Origin of the sequence: Paraburkholderia ginsengiterrae, assembly GCF_001645125.1 — a bacterium.
GTDB classification, from domain to species: Bacteria; Pseudomonadota; Gammaproteobacteria; order Burkholderiales; family Burkholderiaceae; genus Paraburkholderia; species Paraburkholderia ginsengiterrae.
On sequence record NZ_LXKA01000338.1, the window covers coordinates 126,621 to 148,308 of the forward strand.

General features: G+C 62.2%; 15 protein-coding genes and 1 pseudogene. 2 read left to right on the plus strand and 14 right to left on the minus strand.

Annotated elements, in window-relative coordinates; all coding sequences use genetic code 11:
* Nucleotides 1-2 precede the first annotated feature (2 nt).
* Complete coding sequence (locus A6V37_RS27380; protein WP_064271557.1) at nt 3-3,212, plus strand: efflux RND transporter permease subunit; 3,210 nt, start codon at nt 3-5, stop codon at nt 3,210-3,212.
* 10 nt (nt 3,213-3,222) lie between these two features.
* Nucleotides 3,223-4,695, plus strand: coding sequence for an efflux transporter outer membrane subunit (locus A6V37_RS27385; RefSeq protein WP_064271558.1), 1,473 nt, complete (start codon nt 3,223-3,225; stop codon nt 4,693-4,695).
* A gap of 57 nt (nt 4,696-4,752) precedes the next feature.
* Here the strand turns inward: A6V37_RS27385 and A6V37_RS42585 are convergent.
* The 14 genes and pseudogenes from A6V37_RS42585 to A6V37_RS27455 all read right to left on the minus strand — a co-directional run.
* Nucleotides 4,753-4,828, minus strand: a pseudogene (locus tag A6V37_RS42585) (IS6 family transposase); the annotation flags it as partial.
* 419 nt (nt 4,829-5,247) lie between these two features.
* The gene (locus A6V37_RS27395) at nt 5,248-6,810 is read right to left on the minus strand and encodes a methyl-accepting chemotaxis protein (RefSeq protein ID WP_064271560.1); all 1,563 of its coding nucleotides are present in this window, start codon (nt 6,808-6,810) and stop codon (nt 5,248-5,250) included.
* A 169-nt stretch (nt 6,811-6,979) separates the two neighbouring features.
* A complete protein-coding gene (locus tag A6V37_RS27400) occupies nt 6,980-8,101 on the minus strand; it encodes an aldose epimerase family protein (protein ID WP_064271746.1) in 1,122 nt (373 codons plus the stop codon).
* A gap of 171 nt (nt 8,102-8,272) precedes the next feature.
* On the minus strand, nt 8,273-9,271 hold the full coding sequence (locus A6V37_RS27405; RefSeq protein ID WP_100249450.1) for an aldose epimerase family protein: 999 nt from the start codon (nt 9,269-9,271) through the stop codon (nt 8,273-8,275).
* Nucleotides 9,272-9,447: 176 nt separating this feature from the next.
* A complete protein-coding gene (yjfF, locus tag A6V37_RS27410) occupies nt 9,448-10,527 on the minus strand; it encodes a galactofuranose ABC transporter, permease protein YjfF (RefSeq protein ID WP_064271561.1) in 1,080 nt (359 codons plus the stop codon).
* Nucleotides 10,524-11,564, minus strand: a complete 1,041-nt coding sequence (locus A6V37_RS27415; protein ID WP_064286489.1) for an ABC transporter permease — start codon at nt 11,562-11,564, stop codon at nt 10,524-10,526. The genes yjfF and A6V37_RS27415 overlap by 4 nt, the downstream gene beginning before the upstream one ends.
* Nucleotides 11,561-13,075, minus strand: coding sequence for a sugar ABC transporter ATP-binding protein (locus tag A6V37_RS27420; RefSeq protein WP_064271563.1), 1,515 nt, complete (start codon nt 13,073-13,075; stop codon nt 11,561-11,563). Before A6V37_RS27420 ends, A6V37_RS27415 begins: the two co-directional genes overlap by 4 nt.
* Nucleotides 13,076-13,185: 110 nt before the next feature.
* The gene (locus A6V37_RS27425; RefSeq protein WP_064271564.1) at nt 13,186-14,154 is read right to left on the minus strand and encodes an ABC transporter substrate-binding protein; all 969 of its coding nucleotides are present in this window, start codon (nt 14,152-14,154) and stop codon (nt 13,186-13,188) included.
* Between the two features lie 78 nt (nt 14,155-14,232).
* On the minus strand, nt 14,233-15,243 hold the full coding sequence (gene araH, locus A6V37_RS27430; protein WP_064271565.1) for an L-arabinose ABC transporter permease AraH: 1,011 nt from the start codon (nt 15,241-15,243) through the stop codon (nt 14,233-14,235).
* 72 nt (nt 15,244-15,315) lie between these two features.
* Nucleotides 15,316-16,857, minus strand: coding sequence for an L-arabinose ABC transporter ATP-binding protein AraG (gene araG / locus A6V37_RS27435; protein WP_064271566.1), 1,542 nt, complete (start codon nt 16,855-16,857; stop codon nt 15,316-15,318).
* Nucleotides 16,858-16,976: 119 nt separating this feature from the next.
* The gene (locus A6V37_RS27440; protein WP_064286490.1) at nt 16,977-17,981 is read right to left on the minus strand and encodes an arabinose ABC transporter substrate-binding protein; all 1,005 of its coding nucleotides are present in this window, start codon (nt 17,979-17,981) and stop codon (nt 16,977-16,979) included.
* A gap of 85 nt (nt 17,982-18,066) precedes the next feature.
* Complete coding sequence (locus A6V37_RS27445; RefSeq protein ID WP_064271568.1) at nt 18,067-18,996, minus strand: Gfo/Idh/MocA family protein; 930 nt, start codon at nt 18,994-18,996, stop codon at nt 18,067-18,069.
* A gap of 58 nt (nt 18,997-19,054) precedes the next feature.
* Nucleotides 19,055-19,984, minus strand: a complete 930-nt coding sequence (locus tag A6V37_RS27450) for a dihydrodipicolinate synthase family protein (protein ID WP_064271569.1) — start codon at nt 19,982-19,984, stop codon at nt 19,055-19,057.
* 99 nt (nt 19,985-20,083) lie between these two features.
* Nucleotides 20,084-21,667, minus strand: coding sequence for an aldehyde dehydrogenase (NADP(+)) (locus A6V37_RS27455; protein ID WP_082904878.1), 1,584 nt, complete (start codon nt 21,665-21,667; stop codon nt 20,084-20,086).
* Between the last annotated feature and the right edge of the window lie 21 nt (nt 21,668-21,688).

Genomic DNA, 21,688 nt, shown 5'->3' on the forward strand with positions numbered 1-21,688 from the left:
ACATGGCTAATTTCTTCATTGATCGCCCCATTTTTGCCTGGGTCATCGCCATCATCCTGATGCTGGCAGGCGCGGCATCGATCTCCACCCTGCCCGTCGCGCAGTATCCGACCATCGCACCGCCGTCGATCCAGATCACAGCGACTTATCCGGGCGCGTCCGCGAAAACCGTGGAAGACACCGTCACCCAGGTGATCGAGCAGCAGATGAACGGTCTCGATCATCTGCTTTACATTTCGTCGCAGTCGGACGACTTCGGCACGGCGACGATCACGCTGACCTTCGCGGCCGGCACGAACCCCGATACCGCGCAGGTACAGGCGCAAAACAAGCTATCTCTGGCGACACCGCTTTTGCCGCAGGCAGTTCAGCAACTCGGAACAAAGGTCACCAAGTCGAGCAGCAGCTTTTTGCTGGTCCTCGCTTTCGTGTCCGAAGACGGGAGCATGAACAAGTACGACCTTGCCAATTACGTGGCCTCGAAGGTGCAGGATCCCGTTAGCCGCATCGACGGCGTCGGCACGGTGGCGCTGCTGGGCGGTACGCAGTTCGCCATGCGCGTGTGGCTGGACCCGCACAAACTTGACGACTTCGGGTTGTCGCCGGTCGACGTCGAACAGGCACTGCAGACGCAGAACGTGCAAGTCGCGTCCGGCCAGGTCGGCGGCACGCCTGCGGTGCCGGGTCAGGCGCTGCAGGCGACCATCACGGAGGCGACCCTGCTGCGTACGCCCGAGCAGTTCGGCAACATACTCCTGAAGGTCAATCAGGACGGCTCCCAGGTTCGCATCAAGGATGTGGGACGCGTCGAGCTTGGCGGCGAGAACTTCAACATCGACACGAAGTACAACGGCCAGCCGGCTGCGGGCGTCGGCATCTACCTTGCGACCGGCGCGAACGCTCTGGCCACCGCAAAGGCGGTGCGAATGAAAGTCGACGAGCTGTCGAAGTACTTTCCGCATGGCCTCGTCGTGAAGTATCCGTATGACACGACGCCGTTCGTCAAGCTGTCCATCGAGGATGTGATCAAGACGCTGCTCGAAGGCATCGTGCTCGTGTTCCTCGTGATGTACCTGTTCCTGCAGAACCTGCGTGCCACGTTGATCCCCACGATCGCAGTGCCTGTCGTTCTGCTCGGGACGTTCGCCGTGATGGCCGCGGTGGGTTTCACCATCAATGTGCTGTCGATGTTCGGTCTCGTGCTCGCGATTGGCCTGCTGGTGGACGATGCGATCGTGGTGGTCGAAAACGTCGAGCGGGTGATGTCGGAAGAAGGCCTGTCACCACGCGATGCAACCCGCAAGGCGATGGGCCAGATCACGGGCGCGCTGGTCGGTGTGGCGCTGGTGCTGGGTGCCGTGTTCGTGCCCGTGGCATTCTCGGGCGGCTCGGTCGGCGCGATCTACCGGCAGTTCTCGCTGACCATCGTGGCCGCGATGGTGCTGTCCGTGCTGGTCGCTCTGATTCTCACACCGGCGCTGTGCGCGACGATCCTGAAGCCCATCCAACAGGGTCACCACGAAGAGAAAAAGGGCTTCTTCGGCTGGTTCAACCGCACCTTCGACAAGAGCCGCGACAGATACCACGCTGGTGTACACCATGTGATCAGGCGTTCGGGCCGCTGGCTCGTGATCTATATCGCGGTGATCGCCGCAGTGGGCCTGTTGTTTGTGAAGCTGCCGAAGTCGTTCCTGCCGGACGAGGACCAGGGAACCATGTTCGTGCTGGTCCGCACACCAGCGGGTTCGACCCAGGAAACGACCGCACATACGCTAAAAGATATTTCCGACTACCTGCTCAACGACGAGAAAAGCATCGTCGAGTCCACGTTCACGGTTGACGGCTTCAGTTTCGCGGGGCGTGGCCAGAACTCCGGTATCGTCTTCATCCGTCTGAAGGACTACGCGGCGCGGCAACGCTCTGATCAGAAGGCGCAAGCGTTGGTCGCCCGGCTCGCCGCGCGATTCGCCCCGTACAAGACCGCACTGGTCATCCCGGTCAACCCGCCATCGATACCCGAACTGGGGACGGCGTCCGGCTTCGATTTCGAACTCGAAGACCGGGCCGGTGTGGGGCACGATGTGCTCATGGCGGCGCGCAACCAGTTGCTGGAGATAGCTGCGAAGGATCCCGCGCTCGCGCGCGTACGTCCGAACGGTCTGAACGACACGCCGCAGTTCAAGGTGGATATCGATCGCGAGAAAGCCCTGTCGCTCGGCGTCACGCCGGCCGCGATCGACCAGACGTTCTCGATTGCGTGGGCGTCGCAGTACGTGAACAACTTTCTCGATACCGACAACCGGATCAAGAAGGTGTATGTGCAGGGCGACGCGCCGTTCCGCATGTCGCCGGATGACCTGAACGTCTGGTACGTGCGTAACGCGTCGGGTGGGATGGTGCCGTTCAGCGCGTTCGCGACCGGCCAGTGGACCTACGGGTCGCCCAAGCTCGAACGCTACAACGGTGTATCGGCGGTCGAAATCCAGGGTGCGGCCGCGCCGGGCAAGAGCACCGGGCAGGCGCTAGGCGCGATGGAAAAGATCGCGGCTCAACTTCCGGCGGGCATCGGCTTCGAATGGACCGGGTTGTCGCTCCAGGAAATCCAGTCCGGCTCGCAGGCGCCCATTTTGTACGGCGTCTCGATCCTCGTCGTGTTTCTGTGTCTCGCGGCCCTCTACGAGAGCTGGTCAATTCCGTTCTCGGTGATCATGGTCGTGCCGCTCGGCGTGATCGGCGCCCTCCTCGCCGTCATGCTGCGCGGGCTCGAAAACGACGTGTTCTTCCAGGTGGGTCTGTTGACCACAGTCGGCCTGTCCGCGAAGAACGCGATCCTGATCGTGGAATTCGCACGGGAATTGCAGCAGACACGCGGCATGGGACTCGTGGCAGCGGCGCTCGAGGCGTCACGCTTGCGGCTGCGGCCGATCCTGATGACGTCGATGGCCTTCATCCTCGGCGTGCTTCCGCTTGCCATCAGCAACGGCGCGGGATCGGCGAGCCAGCACTCGATCGGAACGGGCGTGATCGGCGGGATGCTGACGGCGACGTTCTTTGCCATCTTCATGATCCCCATGTTCTTCGTCGTCATCCGTTCGACGTTCTCCGGTGAGAAGGATGACTCCGTTCACGCGTTCCCGCACGACGAGCCGCACCAACCCGACGATTCCGGCGAGCGCGTCGCGATAGGTGTCAACGATGAAACGGCCGGTTGAGGAGAGCGAAATGCGAAAACTTTCGTTGATGCCAATCGCGCTTGCGATGCTGATCACCGGCTGTACGATGGAGCCGCACTACCATCGCCCGGATGCGCCGGTGGCGGCGTCGTTCCCGAGCGGCGGCGTCTATCAGACGGGGGCACCTTCAAAGAGCAGCGAGCGCTCGGCGAACGGCCAGCCGGCTCCCGACATCGGCTGGCGCAACTTCTTCGTCGATGCGCGTCTGCAGGAACTCATCGCGATCGCGCTGAAGAATAACCGCGATCTGCGCGTGTCGGCGCTCAACATCGAGGCTGCACGTGCGCAATATCAGATAACGCGCGCGGGGTTGTTTCCAGCAATCGACGCGGCGGCTTCGCAGAGCAAGCTGCGCACCCCGCGAGATCTGTCGTCTACGCCACGGACCGTCTCGGACGTGTATTCGGTCGGCCTGAACGCGTCATGGGAAATCGACTTCTTTGGGCGAATCCGAAGCCTCAAGGACCAGGCGCTCGCGCAGTATCTGGCCACATCGCAAGCTCGCAAGGCGGCCGAACTCTCGCTGGTTTCGGAGGTGGCGGACCAGTACCTGACGATGATCGCCTACGATGAGCTACTCGAGGTCACGCGCGACACGCTCAAGACCGCGCAGGGTTCCTACGGGCTCACGAAGCTGCAGTTCGACAATGGCACCGGCTCTGAACTCGATCTGCGCCAGGCGCAGACCGTAGTCGACGAGGCGCAGGCGAACCTGCAGGCACAGGAACGTGCGCGCGCTCAGGCCGAGAATTCGCTCGTGTTCCTGATCGGCGAACCATTGCCCGCGGATCTCCCGCCGGGCGCAACGCTCGACGGGCAGGATTTGCTGGAGGACATTCCGGCGGGTCTGCCTTCCGATTTGTTGAGCCGCCGGCCGGACATCATCGAAGCTGAAGAGAACCTCCTGGCGGCGAATGCGAATATTGGCGCGGCGCGCGCCGCGTTCTTTCCGAAAGTTTCGCTGACCGGCAATTTCGGCACGCTCAGTCCGTCGCTGGGCGGACTGTTCAAGCCGGGTTCCGCGGCGTGGGGCTTTGGACCACAGATATCCGTGCCGATTTTCGCAGGTGGCGAGAACCGGGCTAATCTCGACTTGGCCAATGTGCAGAAAAACATCCAGGTCGCGCAATACGAAAAGGCGATCCAGACTGCGTTCCGCGAAGTGGCTGACGGTCTTGCAGCGCGCGGCACGTACGATCAGGAGATCGAAGCTCGCCAGCACGACACGTTAGCTGAACAGCGCCGGCTCGAGTTGTCGGAGCTGCGGTACCGGCATGGCGTCGACAGCTATCTGTCGGTGCTGACCGCTCAGAATGACCTCTACGCTTCGCGGCAGTCATTGATCACCGCGAGGATGCAGCGTCTAACGAGTCTCGTCGATCTGTATCGTGCGCTTGGGGGTGGGTGGATCGAGCGGTCAGGCGACGAGCCGCGAGCTGCCGACGCTCCGGGCGTCGGCTAAGGAGGCTGGCCGAGCCAGCGAATGCGAACCGTGTTGTGGTGTTGTCGTGACGTCTTCGCACCAGCACATCGAGTTCGGCGCCGTGCCCGTCCACCGCCCGCCACAACAGATACGGCTCTGCGCGCAGCGTCACGATTGGTCGGCTTTTGCCACGTCGCTCGGTGTCGCAGCGCGCAGGGTCGAACGCCTCGACGACCTCGCGGATGCAGTGAGCGAGGCATCCCAATCGAATGGACCATTCCTGATCGAATTGTCGACCGGGGTCTTTCCGGCGCCGAATCGGTACTACACGGAATGCGCGGCTTGTCCTTGATAGCGAGGATGTAGAGGACCGCCCGTTCAAACGCACGCTCTCGCACTCGTCCGGTAGCGAAGCGTCTGGACGAGCGCTGTCACGTTGGGTGGCGTGTTCGCGTCACATGATGCGATGACGAAAACGACGAGATGTTCGTCACCCTGCGCGACTCCGCCCAGGGCATCGCACTCAAGCCTGAGCTGAACTGGAGAAGCATTACCATAAAAGGCCCCATTAGCCCCATCAAAGACGCGCTCTCAACGATGTCCATCGGAATCCAGTTTGAACGTTGCTACGGCACTGCTCAGCAGCACGGCCTGTTGTTCGAGCGACTGTGCGGCAGCGCTGGCCTCTTCGACGAGTGCGGCGTTTTGTTGCGTCGTGGCATCCATCTCTACGACTACCTTGCTGACTTCTTCAATGCCTCGACTTTGCTCCTGAGCGGCATCGTAGATCTCGATCATCAGTTCGCTCACTGACGTCACCGACGACAAGACGTCGGTCATGGTACGGCCCGCACGCTCGGCGAGCGCCGAGCCTTCGGCGATCTTTCCAACCGTGCCATCGATTAACTGTTTGATTTCCTTCGCTGCCTGGGCACTGCGCTGGGCGAGGCTTCTGACTTCGCTCGCGACCACGGCGAACCCTCGCCCCAGCTCGCCTGCCCGCGCGGCCTCCACAGCGGCGTTCAAGGCAAGAATGTTCGTCTGGAAGGCGATGCTGTCAATCAAGCCCACGATCTCAGCAATCTTGCTGGAATGAACCGAAATGCCCTGCATGGTTCTGACAACGTCGTCGACGACCTGTCCGCCGGCGGACGCCGTCTCCGATGCTTTCGACGCCTGTCTACTCGCCTTGTCGGCATTCTCCGCGTTCTGTTTCACCGTGGAGGTCAATTGCTTCATGCGTGCCGCCGTAACCTCAAGCGAGGCCGCCTGGTGCTCGGTGCGGCGCGACAGATCCGCACTACCGGACGCTATTTCCTGAGCGCCGCAGTTGATTGACTCGGTGCTCGTTCGTACACTTCGCACGGTCTGGACCAGCGCCTCCTGCATCGTCTTAACGTCCGCGAGCAGCGCCCCCATTTCGTTGTGGTGCTGAACCAGCACCTCTGCGCTCAAATTGCCGGATGCGATGCGTCGCAGGTGATCCATTATCTGCGCAACCGGACGGACCACAATTCCGACCAGCATTGCCCGCGCAAGTATGCCGATTACGAGCGCCGCGAGCGCCGTTCCCGCAAGCATCGCAACCATCATCCGGAAGCGTGTCTGAGCTTGTGCATAGCGCGTGCGCTGGCCGTCAATGACGGAATTCTCACTCTCCTTCATCGTACGCTGGTAGGCATCGACGGACGCTTGGGTTTCCTTGCCTTGCAGTTCCTTGAAGTGACCGAAATTCATGTGCTCGAGCGCTTCCAATTCCGGCAGCACCGCCTTGTCGAGAACCGCGCGACGTTGTGTCTTCAACTGCGTTGCGGCCCGCGATTCCGCATATTGGGACTGCAACGAAAGGAAACTGGAGAACTGACGATCAGATTCGCCAATATCCAGGCGTGCTGCATCGAGCAGTGCGGGTTCGGGATCCCCTAATCCGTATAGCGCATGGTAGCTGTCGAGCGAAACGCGAGCGCGTTGAAGCAGTGTATCGCTGGTCTTGAGCGCGACCAAAGCACTCGTATCCGTTTCGTACATTTCACGTAACGCGTCATTGCCTAGCTTCAGCGCCCCGATACCCACAATGCTCTCGACGACGAGAATCGTGACGAATACTGCGATCACGAACGTCAAACCCGCACGAATGGTCAAACCTTTGAACATGCTCGCCCCGTTATGTAGCGATCTGGCGAATCCTGCGACAAAGTGTGTAACTCGGCCAGGATCGTTTTCCGCACCTGTAATGATGCATTGAGTTCTTGTTGTGAATAAACAGGAGTCCGTGATATCCGGCCGAAGTCAGGACCACGACCAGAGCGCTGTGCCCGATCCTTTACTGCGCTGTCTGCCTTGTCAGTACTCCAGTTTGGTAAACCGTCACCTGACGATACGGAATCTCGCTCGTCGTTATGACCGCACGACTGTCTGGCATGTTGATCTGGTTCGGAAACCCGCCTGCCTCCAGGCAGAAGCCGGCGTGGTTTCGATAGGGCACACCACCACGTCCCAGTGTTCCTCCGACCCTGTTTCCGCTGTAAAACTGCAACCCGGCCTGGTCGGTCGATACGGTCAGCATGCGTCCGCTTTCCGGGTCGACCACTGTTGCTACCGGACGCACCCGCGATTCCACGAGTCCGGGGCTCGACGTATTCGCCGGTATGTCTGCTCCGTCACGCAGCACGTAACAGTGGTCGAAACCCTGAGCGAGCTCTAGCTGGGGATGGCGAACATCGAGCCTCGAGCCAATCGAAGCTTCGTGCCGGAAATCGAACGGCCCGCCGCCTACGGGTGCGCAGTGGCGAGGGATTAGCGCTGCGTCGACCTCAAAATAGGCGTCCGACTGTATCTTCATCCGGTGTGCGCGGATGTCGCAATCCGGCCGGGCCGCGAGGTTGAAGTACGGATGACTCGTAAGGTTAACCGGTGTTGCACGATCCGTGAGTGCCAGGTATTCAATCGCCAGTGCATTATCTTCACTCAATGTATAGCGGACCTGCACCTGCAGATTACCTGGAAACCCGCCGTCGCCATCTGGGGAATCGAGCCGCATGATGACCGAGTCACCGTCCTGTTCGGATTCCCACAGTCTCTGGTGAAATCCGTTCACTCCGCCATGCAGTAGATTCTGCCCCTCGTTCGGAATCAGCGGATATTCGACTCCGTCCAGATTGAACCTTGCCGCTTCAATCCTGTTGGCCCATCGACCGACAAGCGCTCCCATATACGCGCCGGACGTCAGATACTCTCGAGGTGTGTCATGACCTAGCAGGATCTCGCCTGGAAGGCCGTCCCCGTCCGGCGCTATCCACGAGACAAGCGCCGCACCCAGATCGCTAATCCGGACACTCACACCGCTCGTATTCGTGAGCGTAAACGTCCGTACGTTCCTCCCGTCGGGCAGCGTGCCCCAGGAGGTGACCCTCACCCTTTCAGACCCATTCGCCTTGTTCGACAGCACAGACCCTCACCTCCGCAAAAACATATTCGACAATACAAGCGTCTCGATCACCGCCCCACTGCCTTCACGAGCCGTGTCCGTCCAGCACAACTTCGTGGCGTGCCACGTGGCACGCCGTGCGCATCGCGCGAACCTTGGCCGCGCAAGATCGGCCAAGCAGGCGTCCAATCACTGTCGTACAGTTCTTGTCAGCGATCCCAGACGTTCGGCCGTGAAACTGAAGCGGCGAGACAGGCTTTCACCGGCCGCGAGCATCGTCAGGCCATTTGCCTCGCCCCTCCCTGGAAGAGCCGCCGCACCAGACCGGCCATCGCCCGGTTCGAAGCAGAAGAAGCTCCCCTGACGTGGTGTATGAAGTGCGTAGTTGGCCGTGTCCGCGGTAATCGTCAGCGAGAACTGACGCGTGGGCCACTCCACGAGCGCACGGCCGCCCCAACCGGTAAACACGTGATCGACCAGCGTCCTTGGCAACGGATAGGTCACACCGAACTGCCACGCGGGTGGAGTCGGAACGTGCCGCCGCGCCTCCCAACCATCTCTGGTGAGCCACAGGCCACTGGCCGGCGCACACAGTCCGGTATCCGCATCTCGCACCAGAAATGGACGAATGCCAATCCCGAACGGTAATGTTCTACGCCCCCTGTTTTCGATCTCGATCGTCACCGTCAGCGTCGGTCCGTCAATCTGATACGTCTGAATGGCGTGATACGGCTTGCGCAAAGTGCCTGCGCTTCTCAACCGCACGCACCTTGCGTCCACCGATTCAATTTCCCAATCTTCCGGAACACGACCTTCACCGACCGGGCCCCGAACTTCGGCACAATCGCAAAGTGTTCCTAACCGACATCCCGCAAGGCACGACTGCCGCCCATCCAGACAAAAAGGAGTTGAAAACACGGGATGACATGCGAGTTGCCGGGTTTCCACATCCGACGTAACCGCCGACGGCGCGAGAAACACAGGCACCCACATACCACGATCATTCCAGTCAAACCGGGTAACGCCGCCAACCACGCCTGATACAACGTCAAGCTTCAGATAGGCGTTGGCCAATGTCACGCAGTCGCCGACATTCACAGCCCCGTTTGACCTGCCGGCGCCCCGCCGTGCGATGTCCATAACGGCTGAGGCAGCCGAATCGACCTCGCGGGGATCTACCATGTACATACCCCACTCCTTCCAGACAAAACGCTTGTCAGTTATCCTTTTCATCCTGCATCTGGACGACTTTCAGTTCGCTGGCTATGCATTTGTGATCGTGCTATTTCCATCGAGACCGCAATCCAACGAGTACCCGGTGGTTGTCTCACGCCACCGGTTCACCCGCTGCGGGGTCAAGCCGCTTACGTCATCGTCACCAGATCGGCCTCATCATTAGCGCCCGCTGACGGTGGCCGTTTGCCAGGAGGCACTCGCGGCTTCGCGTCGAGCCCTGTACCACCTGAGCGCCGTCGCACCGCGTGCCGCTCGATAATCCGCTGCAGCAGGCAGAACACACACAGGAGCGCGCCGATTACGATGCGTGTCCACCACGAACTCAGCGTGCCATCGAACGTGATCAATGTCTGGATCGTGCCGAGTATGCCGACACCGAACAACGAGCCGATCACATAGCCGACGCCGCCGGTCAACAACGTGCCGCCAATCACGGTCGCGGCGATCGCGTCCAGCTCCATCCCCTGCGCCTGCAGCCCATAGCCGGACAGCACGTACAACGTGAACACGACACCGGCGAGCGCCGAGCACAGGCCACTCAGCGCGTACACGGCGACCTTCGTACGCGCGACCGGCAGCCCCATCAGCAGCGCCGAGCGCTCACTGCCTCCGACCGCATATACGTTGCGCCCGAAGCGCGTGAAGTGTGCAACATAGATTGCGGCGGCGAGCGTCGCGAGCGCAATCAACGCGCCCGCGTTGAGCGAGCCGCCGCCGACTGGCATGCTCAGGCCCGCAATCGCATGGAACGTCGGCTCGTTAATCGTGATCGATTGCGTCGTGATCAGGAAACATGCGCCGCGCGCAAGGAACATGCCGGCAAGCGTCACAATGAACGGCTGCAGACGGAAGAAGTGAATCAGCGCGCCCATCGCCGCGCCATAGAGCGCACCGAACATCAGTACGAGCGGCACGATCACCCAAATCGGCCAATGCAGCCATTCAGCACCGACAGCACAGAGAATAGTCGTCAGTGCGACCACCGCTCCAACCGACAGGTCGATACCGCCAGACACGATCACGAACGTCATGCCGATGGCAACGATCAGCAGGAACGCGTTGTCGACGAACAGACCGGTCAACACCTGCATCGAGAAAAATCCCGTGTACATCACCGAGCCGAAGCCGAAGAGCGCGGCAAACAACACGATTGTCACAACAATCGGCAAAGTACGAGGGTCGGCCAGTCGACCGATCAACTTGCTCATGAGTTTGTCATTCCGGTGGATGCGCGGGACCGCGCAGAAGAGAAAAATCGCACTAGCTGCTTGACGAGCAACGCGCGAGCTGCCTCCGACTGGATCACGCTGACCACCACGACGACGATGGCCTTCACAACAAGCGTCGCCTCCGGCGGCACGCCGATCGAGTACGTCGTATAGGTCAGCGTCTGGATGATCAGCGCGCCGAGCACCGTGCCCGCCAGGCTGAAGCGGCCGCCTAGCAATGAGGTGCCACCGAGCGTCACCGCGAGAATCGCGTCGAGTTCGAGCAGCAGTCCCGCATTGTTGCCATCGGCGCTGCGCACGTTGGAGCTCGCGATGATCCCGGCAATCGCCGCCATCAGCCCGGCGAACACGTAGACGCTGAACACGATCGTGCCGGAGCGCAAGCCGACCAAACGGGTCGCGACTGGATTCACGCCAATGGAGCGGATGAAGAGTCCGAGCGCGGTACGGTTCACGAGCAGCGCGGTCGCCGCCGTCACGGCGATCGCAATCCACACCGAGCACGGCAGCGTCGCAAGATAGCCGTCGCCGAGCTTGAGGTAACCCGGCGCGTCGATCGGGATAATCTGGCCGCCCGTCAGCAACTGCGCGATGCCGCGCCCGGCGACCATCAGGATCAGCGTCGCGATGATCGGCTGCATGCCGACGAACGCAACCAGCAAGCCATTCCACATGCCCGCCAGCAGCCCAACTCCGACGGCTGCGAGCAGCGCCTCGCCAACGTGGGACGGGTCCGCTTCGAGGACGATGGAAGCCGCCGCGCCGGCAATCGCGCCGGTCGCACCGACCGAGATGTCGATGCCGCGCGTCGCGATCACAAGTGTCATGCCGAGCGATACGATCACGAGCGGCGCCGCCCGATTCAGGATGTCGATCGGTGCGCCGAACAGGTGGCCGTCGAGAACCGTGATCGACAGGAAGCTGGCCCGATGCGCGAGGTCGAGCGCGAACAGCAGCACGAGCGTGAGCGCCGGCCAGATCAACTGATGACGAAGCAATGCCTGAATCCGTTTCATGACTGGCCTCCGGCGATGAGTCGATACACCTGATCTTCCGACAGTTTCTCTCCAGAGACCTCCGCAACCTTGCGCCGATCGCGCAGCACGGCGACCCGGTGGCTCACGCGCACCACCTCGCTTATCTCCGAAGAGATGAACAGGATGGCAAGCCCCTTCGCGCACAGCGAAAGCACGCGATCCATGATGTCGAACTTCGCGGCTACGTCGATGCCTCGTGTCGGCTCATCGAGAATCAACAGCTTCGGCTCGGTCGCCAGCCAACGCGCCAGCAGCACCTTCTGCTGATTGCCGCCTGAAAGCAGGCCGATCGGCTGCTCGGCGTCGCGCGCCTTGATGCCGAGGCGCCCGATGTAGTCCTCGGCGATCTCGCGTTGCCGCGCCCGGCTTAGCATGCGCCACCAGCCGCGCCGCGCCTGCAGCGCGAGAATGATGTTCTCGCGTATCGACAGCTCGGCAACGATGCCCTCCTTCTTGCGATCTTCGGGACAATACGCAATGCCGTGCCGCACGGCATCGCGCGGCGAAGCGAGCTTCACGCGCCGTCCGTCGACCAGCATCGTGCCGGCGTCCAGGCGCTGTTCACCGAATACGAGCCGCGCCGTCTCGGTGCGGCCCGAACCGAGCAGCCCCGCGAGCCCGAGAATCTGCCCCGGATGCACATCGAGGTCGACCGGGTTCATCAGACCGCGCCGACCCACGCCCTGCATTGACAGGAATGGTGCTGCGCGATTGTCTTCGCGTGCGACGTCCGAAGCGTCATTCTTGGGCCTCTCTCTCATACGCTCATGGCCCGTCATCTTTGCTACGAGCAACTCGACGGGCAGGTCCTTCGCGAGATATTCACCTTCGCGCTCGCCGTTGCGCATCACCGTGATGCGATCGGACACCGCATAGGTTTGCTCAAGAAAGTGAGTCACGAACAGGATCGCCATGCCCGACGCCTTCAGTTGCCGCAACACGGCAAAGAGGCGCGCAACCTCGCCGTCGTCGAGGCTCGAGGTCGGTTCGTCGAGAATCAGCACGCGTGCATCGACCGACACCGCCCGCGCGATCGCGACCATCTGCTGCACCGCAATCGGATAGGCGTCGAGCGAGAGCGTGACATCGAGGAAAAGGTCCAGGTCCGCGAGTGCTTCACGGGCGCGCGCGTTGATTGCCTTCCAGTCGATCGCTCCGCGCTTCTTCGGCTGCCGGCCGGCGAAAATATTCTCCGCGACGGACAGGTTTGGACACAGGTTCACTTCCTGGTAGAGCGTCTGGATGCCCGCGGCTTCGGCCTCGAGCGGGGCGGCGAAGCGCACGGTCTCACCACCGAGCCGGATCTCGCCGGAATCGTGCCCGAACACGCCGGTCAGCACGTTGATCAGCGTTGACTTCCCGGCGCCGTTCTGGCCCATCAGGGTATGAATCTCTCCCGGAAAGAGGCGAAAATTCACCTGCTGCAGTGCCTTGACGCCCGGAAACGTCTTGTCGATGCCGACAATCTCAAGAATGGGTGCGTGGATCATAGGTCAATGGAACGTCAAATCCGCCCCGCCAAAGTGGTCGAAGACACAGCCACACGACCCGGGCGATGCACGCCGGGCCGTGGAGCACGTAGTACCGCTTACGACCTGTGTCAATACTTGCGGGTCGGCAGGATCTGCGCGGCAACGTTCATCGGAAAGACGGTCTCGTTTGTCACGATGCGCTTCGGCACCTGCTTGCCCGCGACGACGTCCTTCACCGCAGCCATCAATTGCGGCCCGAGCAGCGGGCTGCATTCGACGTCGACATTGATCTTGCCCGCGACCATTGCCTGAAAACCACCCTTCGTCGCATCAAAGGAGACGACGCTCACGTCCTTGCCGGGCTTGATGCCCGCTTCCTCCATTGCCTGGATCGCGCCGAGCGTCATGTCGTCGTTGTGCGAGTAGACGACATTGATCTGCTTGCCGTAAGTCTTTGCGAACGCTTCCATCACCTGCTTGCCGCCTGCAAGCGTGAAATCGCCGCTTTGCGACGCGATGATCTTGAACTTCGGATCGCTCTTGATCACCTCGATCAGGCCCGCGTGACGGTCGTTGGCCGGCGCAGAGCCGACGGTGCCCTGCAGCTCCACGATATTGACGGGTCCCGCATCGTTCTTGTAGCGTTCTTCGAGCCAGCGGCCAGCGCGCCGTCCTTCCTCGACGAAGTCGGATCCGATCACCGTTACGTAGAGCGAAGTGTCCTTCACGTCGACCGCGCGGTCGGTCAGAATGACGGGAATGTGCGCAGCCTTCGCCTCGGCCAGCACCGGCTCCCAGCCAGACTCGACGACCGGCGAAAACGCGATCACGTTGACCTTCTGCGCGATGAACGAGCGGATCGCCTTGATCTGGTTTTCCTGCTTCTGCTGTGCATCTGAGAACTTAAGGTTGATGCCCGCATCTTTCGCGGCGGTCTTCACCGACACGGTATCGGCCGTGCGCCATGCGCTCTCTGCACCGACTTGCGAAAAACCGAGCGTGATCTGTTTTTCCTGCGCTGATGCGTCGACACCTGCTGCCAGCGTTAGCGTCGTGCCGATCAGCGTGCCGATTGCGAGCTTCCCGATAAGTCTCATGTTGTCTCTCCGATCTGGTTGGTTTATTTGTAGCGCCGTATCACGCGTGATAACGCTCACGCGTAAGCGTGAAACTATTCAGACTGCTCGCTTGCTCCGACGGAACTGATCGAACAGGACCGCCAGCAGCAGGATGCCGCCGCGAATCAGATACTGGTAGAACGTCGGCACATTCAGCAGGCTCATTGCGTCTTGCACGGAGCCCATGATCAGCACGCCGACCAGCACGCCGGAAATCGTTGCAACGCCACCCGTCAGCGAGACGCCGCCGAGCACGCACGCGGAAATCACACCGAGTTCAAGGCCGACCGAGGTTTTCGGATCGCCGAGGCTCATGCGCGAGGCGAGCATGACGCCGGCAAAACCGGTGACGAGCCCCTGCAGCACGAACACGGTGATCTTGATCCGCGTGACCGGCAGGCCCGCGAGCAGAGCCGCTTCGCTGTTGCCGCCGACGGCCAGCACGTTCTTGCCGAACACGGTCTTTTTCAGCAGAAAACCGAACAGCACGAAGCCGACGATGTTGCTCCAGATCGGATACGAGATACCGAGGAACGAGCCGCCGCCGAGGTCGAAGAAACGCTCTTCCGAGATCATCACCGCGTCGCCGTTCGACGTGATGAAGGCGAGACCGCGCACGACTTCCATCATTGCCAGCGTGACGATCAGCGAATTGATCTTGTAGCGCGCGACCAGCACGCCGTTCACGAGCCCGACCGCACCGCCCGCCAGCACGCCGGCGGCAACGCCGAGCAGGACGCTATGCGTCGCGGTGATCAGTGTGGAGGCGACTACGCCCGCAAAAGCGACGATCGACGCGACCGACAGATCCACTTCGCCGAGCGCCAGCACGAACATCATCGTGACGGAGATGGAGCCGATCAGCGTGACCGACAGCAGCAGCCCCTGGATATTGCGCGAGCTGATGAAGTCCGGCACCGTGAACGACAGAACGGCGAACAGGATGATGAAGACCATCACGATCCCGGACTTGTTGATCAGGTCCCAGGTGCGCGCGGCGCGTGCGCTGATACCGTTGGAGACGGCCGGCGAGCTGCCCGGATCGGAGGAGCTTGATTGCGTTTGCATGTTGTCTATTTCCTTGAAGCCTTTTACAAAACCAACTTCCCACTCAGTTGCGCGGTGCGAAATGCGAGCTTATTAGCGTGGCAGGGCGAGCTTGATCAATGTGTCGGGCGCGGCCTGCGACTTCGGCAGATCGCCGACAATGCGGCCTTCTTTCATCACCATCACGCGATCCGCCACGCCGATCACTTCAGCCAGATCGCTCGACACGACGATCACCGTTCGGCCCGCTTCAGCGAGTCCATACAGCAGGCCGTAAATCTCGCTGCGCGCGCCGACGTCGATACCGCGCGTGGGCTCGTCCATCAGGAATACGTCGATCTCTTCCGCGAGCCAGCGTGACAGAATCACCTTCTGCTGATTACCACCGGAAAGCGTGCCGATAGGGGTCTCGCCGTTGCGCGTCTTGATGGCGAGCTTCGCGATGAAGTCCTTCGCGATCTGCGCCTCCTTACGGCTGTTGAGCACGCTGAAGCGGCTGAAGTGGCGTCGGCAGCTGATATTCAGGTTGTCGGACACGGAGGCGATCGACACGATGCCTTCCTGCTTGCGGTCCTCAGGACATAAGGCGACGCCCGCGCGCACCGCATCGCGCGGCGTGGCAAATTGCACCCGCTTGCCTTTGAGCGCGATCTCGCCGCCAGTGGGCCTCACCGCGCCGTAGATCAGCTTCATCAACTCGGAGCGGCCCGCGCCCACGAGTCCGAAGAAGCCGACAATCTCGCCGGCGCGTGCGGAGAACGACGCGGGTTCTCTCAGACCCGGTCCCATCAATTCCCTTACCTCGAGCTGCACGTCGCCAGTTGCACGTGGACGATAGCCGTACACGTCCGCAATCGAACGGCCCACCATGCTACTGATCAGGCGGTCGCGATCGAGTCCTTCGCCCGCTTCGAACGTATCGATGTGGCGGCCATCGCGAAACACCGTCACGCGATCGCACAGTTCGTAGACTTCGTCCATCCGATGCGTGACGTAAATGATCGCGCGACCCTCTGCCTTCAATGCGCGAATGATGCGAAACAGTTGCGTAGTCTCGCGCGCCGACAGCGAACTGGTCGGCTCGTCGAACGCAATCACACGCGCATCGCGCATCAAGGCCTTGCCGATTTCGATCATCTGCCGCTGACCAATGGACAGTTGCTTGACCTGTTGCGACGGATCGATCTTCTCGCCGAGTCGTTCGAGTTCGCGAATGGCGCGCGCAACCAGCGTTTTTTCGTCCAACACGCCGAAACGATTCGGCAGTGCGCCGAGCATCAGGTTTTCCGCGACCGTCAGTTCCGGCACCAGATGCAGTTCCTGATAGATGATCGCGACGCCAGCCGCGATGGCCGCCTTGGTGGTGATGAACTGCTGCTCGACGCCATCGAGCGACAATGTGCCCGCCACCGGCTGGTTCACTCCGGAAAGCACTTTGAGCAATGTCGATTTGCCGGCGCCGTTCTCGCCCATCAACCCGTGTACTTCGCCGCGCCGCACATTGAGTGACACCTGATCGAGCGCCAACACGCCCGGAAAGCGTACGGTAATGCCGTCGAGCTGCAGACACTCCCGGGTATCGGCGGACGCCGGCGCGAAGGGTGTATGGGCCTGGTTGTATTCTGAAACCGTCATCAAATGCCTTTTACAGATGGACGCGCGCGCGGTCCATGCCGCGAATACCTCGCCTGAGAAACCGGTAGCGGGTAACGGTCATGGTCCGCGCCAAACGTTGTCAGCTCATACAGACGTGCTTAGATACCAAGTTCCTTGCGCACGTCCTGCCAGTTGCTGCGCACCATCAGCTTGCCTGTGGTCTGCGTGTCGGCGGGCGGCTGCTTGCCGCCCTTGATCCATTCGACGAGGTTCTCCGTGCTCTCCTTGCCGTGCATCGTCGAGCTCACCGCGATCGTGCCGTAGAAGCCGGTCGGCTCCTTCTTCTGGAATTCGGCAAACGCTTCGCCCGCGCCGTTGATGCCGACGCCGATCACGTCCGCCGCCGGAATATGCAGCTGTTCGGTGGCGCGCACGCCGCCCAGCACGCTTTCCTCGTTGAGCGCGAAGATCACCCACTTCTTGATGTTCGGATGCTGCGCGAGCACGGGCGACGACGCGTTGAAGCCGCCTTCGTCGTCGGTCGTTTTCTGCGGCGCGTCGAAAATGTTGTCCTTCTTGAAGCCGCCGGCCAGCAGCGATTGCGTCGCGCCAACGGTGCGCAGTTTCGCGGTCGGCAGTTCATAGTTCGTGATACGCAGCGCGCCGACTTCTTCCGGCTTCCAGCCGCGACGCTTCATCTCTTCGGAGATCGCGGTGCCGACCTGATTGCCGATCTTGAGCGCGGACATGCCCAGATGCGGCACGTTCGCGAGCGGCTTGCCGGTGGAGTCGACCAGTTGATCGTCGACGGTGACGAACTTCATGTTGTAGCGCTTCGCGCGCGCCTGAATCGCGGGTCCGAGACGCACGTCGGGTGCGCAGATCACGAAGCCCTGCGCACCTTGCGCGCCGAGGTTGTCGATCGCGGCCAGCACCTTTTCACCGTCCGGCGTGCCGATGTTCACCACCGAGAAGCCGTCCTTCTGGCCCAGTGCGGTCGCGGCTTTCTGTTCGTTGATGAACCATGCCTGTTCCGGCATCTTCACGAGAAACCCGATCTTGAGCGGCGCATCGGCGCGCGCCGCGAGGTTCATGCCGAGCGGTGCGATGCACATCGCTGCGAGGGTGGCGCGAAGGGTCAGCCGGCGGATCTTGCTGGTCATACTCTGTCTCCGAGATGTGTGGTTGTGGTCAACCGTGCGTGGGTATTGCGGTGATTTCTGGCGAATGAATTGCAGACGATAAGGTTTAGCGGCCGAAGGCTTCGACTTCGACATGCCGTCCGAGCAGGAACGCATCGGCGACGAGCCGCAGCGGGCGCACGTCTACATCGTGAGCGCCGTGCGCTATCAGTCCGTGAAAGTGTTCGTAGAGCGCCCCATATTCGCGCTCGCCGCCGAGCGCAACCGGTTCGCCCGCAATCGAAAGACGTTTTCCGCCTTCCGAGATCGAGAGCAACCCGTCGGCGGTTTCGACGTCGATCTCCCATTGTTCGACAGGACCGTGGCGCCAGTCGAACTCGGCGCGCAAGGGTACACCGTCTGTGTCGATGCAGTCGAGTTCGGCCGCGATCGGCGTCGACGCATCGCGCGGCACGAGCAGTTGCGCGCCGCACAACACGATTTCACGCGGCAGGATGTGCGTAACGATGGACAGCGCGTTGATGCCCGGATCGAACACGCCAAGGCCGCCCGGCTCCCAGATCCATTGCTGGCCCGGATGCCAGCGGCGCACGTCCTCTTTCCAGCGCACGTGCACGGAGTGGATTGTGCGTCCCTGAAGCCAGGCGCGCGCCGGCTCCACGGCACTTGCATAGCGCGAGTGCCAGGTGGCAAAGAGCGTGCGTCCCTTGGCGCGCGCCAGCGCGCGCAGGGCCTCGACCTCGCTCACGCTCGCCCCGGGGGGTTTTTCGAGCATCACATGCTTGCCCGCCTCGAGCGCCGCGCGGGCCTGCGCGTAGCGCACCTGCGGTGGGGTGCACAGCGAGACGGCGTCCACGTCAGGCTCGGCGGCGAGCAGCGCATCGATGTCAGCATAGTTGCGCACCTGCTCGACCTGCGCACTGCGGCTCGCGCACGCGACCAGCGCGAAGCCCGGGTTTGCCGCGATAGCAGGCAGATGCTGGTCGCGGGCGATCTTGCCGATGCCGGCCACGGCCAGTGTAAAAGTCGAACTCATGCTGTTTCTCCACCCAATATTCGCTGAACTAGAGCGATTCGCGAAAGGCAGCTGCGGCTCATTGCGCCCACCTCAGCACGAGCGCATCGAGACGCCTCGCGATCGCGATCAGTTCGGCGCGCGTCGCCGGATGCATTGGCGGCAGCGGGTGACGCGGCAGGTCGCAGGCGATCACGCCACCTTCCTTCATCAACGACTTGCAGGCGAGCAGGCCAGCCTGGCGGTTCTCGTGATTGATGAGCGGCAGCCACTTCTGATAGAGCGCGAACGCGTCGTCGATACGACCTTCGCGATGCGCTTCGATGATCGGGCGAATGCCGTCCGGAAATCCGCCTCCCGTCATGGAGCCGGTGGCGCCAGCATTCAGATCGGCCAATAGCGTGATGCCTTCTTCGCCGTCCCACGGGCCTTCCACAGCGTCGCCGCCCTGGCGGATCAGCTCGCGCAGCTTGTTCGCCGCGCCCGGTGTTTCGATCTTGAAGTACGAAACCTGCTCTATTTCGCAGGCCATGCGCGCGAGGAACGCGGCCGACAACACCGTGCCGCTCGCGGGTGCGTCCTGAATCATGATCGGAATGTCGAGCGCGTCGGACACACGCGCGTAGAACTCATAAATCTGCGACTCGGGCACCCGGAAAGTCGCGCCGTGATACGGCGGCATGATCATGACCATTGACGCGCCTTGCTCCTGCGCACGTTTGCTGCGCGCCGCGCATACGTTGGTGCCGTAATGCGTGGTCGTGACGATCACTGGCACGCGGCCCGCCACGTGTTCGAGCACCGTGCGCGTGATGATTTCGCGCTCTTCGTCGGAGAGCGAGAACTGCTCGGAGAAGTTAGCGAGAATGCACAGGCCGTCCGAGCCCGCGTCAATCATAAAATCGACGGCGCGCTTCTGGCTTTCAAGGTCCAGTTCGCCGGTCTCGGCGAAGGTGGTCGGCACTACGGGGAAGATGCCCTGATAACGGGGCGTAAGACTCGTTGTCATCACTCCAATCCTGCAAAAAATAGCGTTCGTCGAAAGTCGCGCCTTCACGATTCGCGTGTGGATCCGCCTTCGGCGCGCGGCGCCGGGCCTAGCCCCGCGTTACGGCGCGCGCGGCGTTTCCGGCTTGCCTGCAAAGCGGCGCCGCATGTTCAGCGGATTGGCGTCGCGCAGCGCGTCGGGCAACAGGCCATCGGCGAGATTCTGGTAGCACACGGGGCGCAGGAAGCGCTCGATCGCGGCCGTGCCAACCGATGTGCTGCGGCTATCCGAGGTCGCTGGAAATGGGCCGCCGTGGACCATTGCGTCGCACACTTCGACACCGGTCGGAAAGCCGTTCGCAAGCACGCGGCCCGCCTTGCGCTCGATGAGCGGCAGGAGCGTGTGCGCGAGTTCGGCGTCGACGGCCTCCATGTGCAGCGTGATCGTCAGTTGGCCTTCGATTTTGCGCAGTACGGCGCGCAACTCGACCGCGTCCGCGCATTCCACGAGCATGCTGCTCGGACCGAACACTTCTTCGCCGAGTGTAGGATCGGCGAGCAGATCGCTTGCGCTCACGCGCAGGAACGCCGCTTGGGCGCGTCCCGGCGCTGGCGCGCCGCGCGCAAGCGTCATTACTTTCGGATGCTGTATGAGACGCTCGATGCCGTGCTCGTATGCGCGCAGGATGCCTGCCGAGAGCATTACGCCAGCGGGCGCGGCGCTGAATTCGCGCGCGGCGTTGGCGGCGAAGGCGTCGAACCCGTCACCCGCGAGGCCAAGCATCAAGCCCGGATTAGTGCAGAACTGCCCGCAGCCGAGCGTCGCGGACGCGACGAACTCGCGCGCCAACGTTTCGCCGCGCGCGGCGAGCGCGCCCGGCAACAGCAGGTTCGGATTCACGCTGCTCATTTCGGCGTAGACCGGAATCGGTTCGGCACGCGCCGCCGCGAGCTTCACCAGCGCGAGGCCGCCCGCACGCGAACCGGTGAAGCCCACCGCGCGGATCGCCGGATGCTGCACCAGCGCGCCGCCGACTTCGTGGCCCGCGTCGAACAGAAGTGCAAAGACGCCCGCGGGCAACCCTGCCGCCGCAACGGCCTCCTGGATTGCGCGTCCAACGAGTTCAGATGTGCCCGGATGCGCCGGATGCGCCTTCACGACGACGGGACAGCCCGCCGCCAGCGCCGAGGCCGTATCGCCGCCCGCCACCGAAAACGCCAGCGGAAAATTGCTCGCGCCGAACACCGCGACGGGGCCGACACCGATGCGCCAGAAGCGCAAATCGGTACGCGGCGGCTGGCGTTCGGGCAGCGCGGGCTCAATGCGCGCGTCGAGCGCGTCGCCGCTGCGCACGAGCGCCGCGAACATGCGCAGCTGATTCGCAGTGCGTGCGCGCTCGCCTTCGAGGCGCGCACGCGGCAGCCCGCTTTCGGCCATCGCGCGGTCGATCAGTGAATCGCCCAACGCTTCGATGCGCGCCGCGCAATCGTCGAGGAATTGCGCGCGCTTTTCGGTGGGCAGCGCGCGATAGAGGTCGAACGCTTCATCCGCGAGTTCACACGCCGCATCGACATCGGCACTCAAGGCGCTATGGAAAACCGGCTGTGCGATGGGCTCGCTCGTCGCGGCGTCGAGCGCCTGGAACGGTGCGCCCGCGCCGCGCCTCGCCTCGCCCGCTATCAGCAGTTCGCCCGTCAGCTGAATCGTCATGCTTCGAGCTCCCAA

What these genes read in the sequence shown, in the direction of transcription:
- A6V37_RS27420 (WP_064271563.1), bottom strand. Translation starts at nt 13,075, where the DNA reads ATGATCCACGCACCCATTCTTGAGATTGTCGGCATCGACAAGACGTTT.
- A6V37_RS27415 (WP_064286489.1), bottom strand. Translation starts at nt 11,564, where the DNA reads ATGAAACGGATTCAGGCATTGCTTCGTCATCAGTTGATCTGGCCGGCG.
- A6V37_RS27395 (WP_064271560.1), bottom strand. Translation starts at nt 6,810, where the DNA reads ATGTTCAAAGGTTTGACCATTCGTGCGGGTTTGACGTTCGTGATCGCA.
- A6V37_RS27445 (WP_064271568.1), bottom strand. Translation starts at nt 18,996, where the DNA reads ATGAGTTCGACTTTTACACTGGCCGTGGCCGGCATCGGCAAGATCGCC.
- yjfF (WP_064271561.1), bottom strand. Translation starts at nt 10,527, where the DNA reads ATGAGCAAGTTGATCGGTCGACTGGCCGACCCTCGTACTTTGCCGATT.
- A6V37_RS27385 (WP_064271558.1), top strand. Translation starts at nt 3,223, where the DNA reads ATGCGAAAACTTTCGTTGATGCCAATCGCGCTTGCGATGCTGATCACC.
- A6V37_RS27450 (WP_064271569.1), bottom strand. Translation starts at nt 19,984, where the DNA reads ATGACAACGAGTCTTACGCCCCGTTATCAGGGCATCTTCCCCGTAGTG.
- A6V37_RS27425 (WP_064271564.1), bottom strand. Translation starts at nt 14,154, where the DNA reads ATGAGACTTATCGGGAAGCTCGCAATCGGCACGCTGATCGGCACGACG.
- araG (WP_064271566.1), bottom strand. Translation starts at nt 16,857, where the DNA reads ATGACGGTTTCAGAATACAACCAGGCCCATACACCCTTCGCGCCGGCG.
- A6V37_RS27405 (WP_100249450.1), bottom strand. Translation starts at nt 9,271, where the DNA reads ATGTACATGGTAGATCCCCGCGAGGTCGATTCGGCTGCCTCAGCCGTT.
- A6V37_RS27440 (WP_064286490.1), bottom strand. Translation starts at nt 17,981, where the DNA reads ATGACCAGCAAGATCCGCCGGCTGACCCTTCGCGCCACCCTCGCAGCG.
- araH (WP_064271565.1), bottom strand. Translation starts at nt 15,243, where the DNA reads ATGCAAACGCAATCAAGCTCCTCCGATCCGGGCAGCTCGCCGGCCGTC.
- A6V37_RS27380 (WP_064271557.1), top strand. Translation starts at nt 3, where the DNA reads ATGGCTAATTTCTTCATTGATCGCCCCATTTTTGCCTGGGTCATCGCC.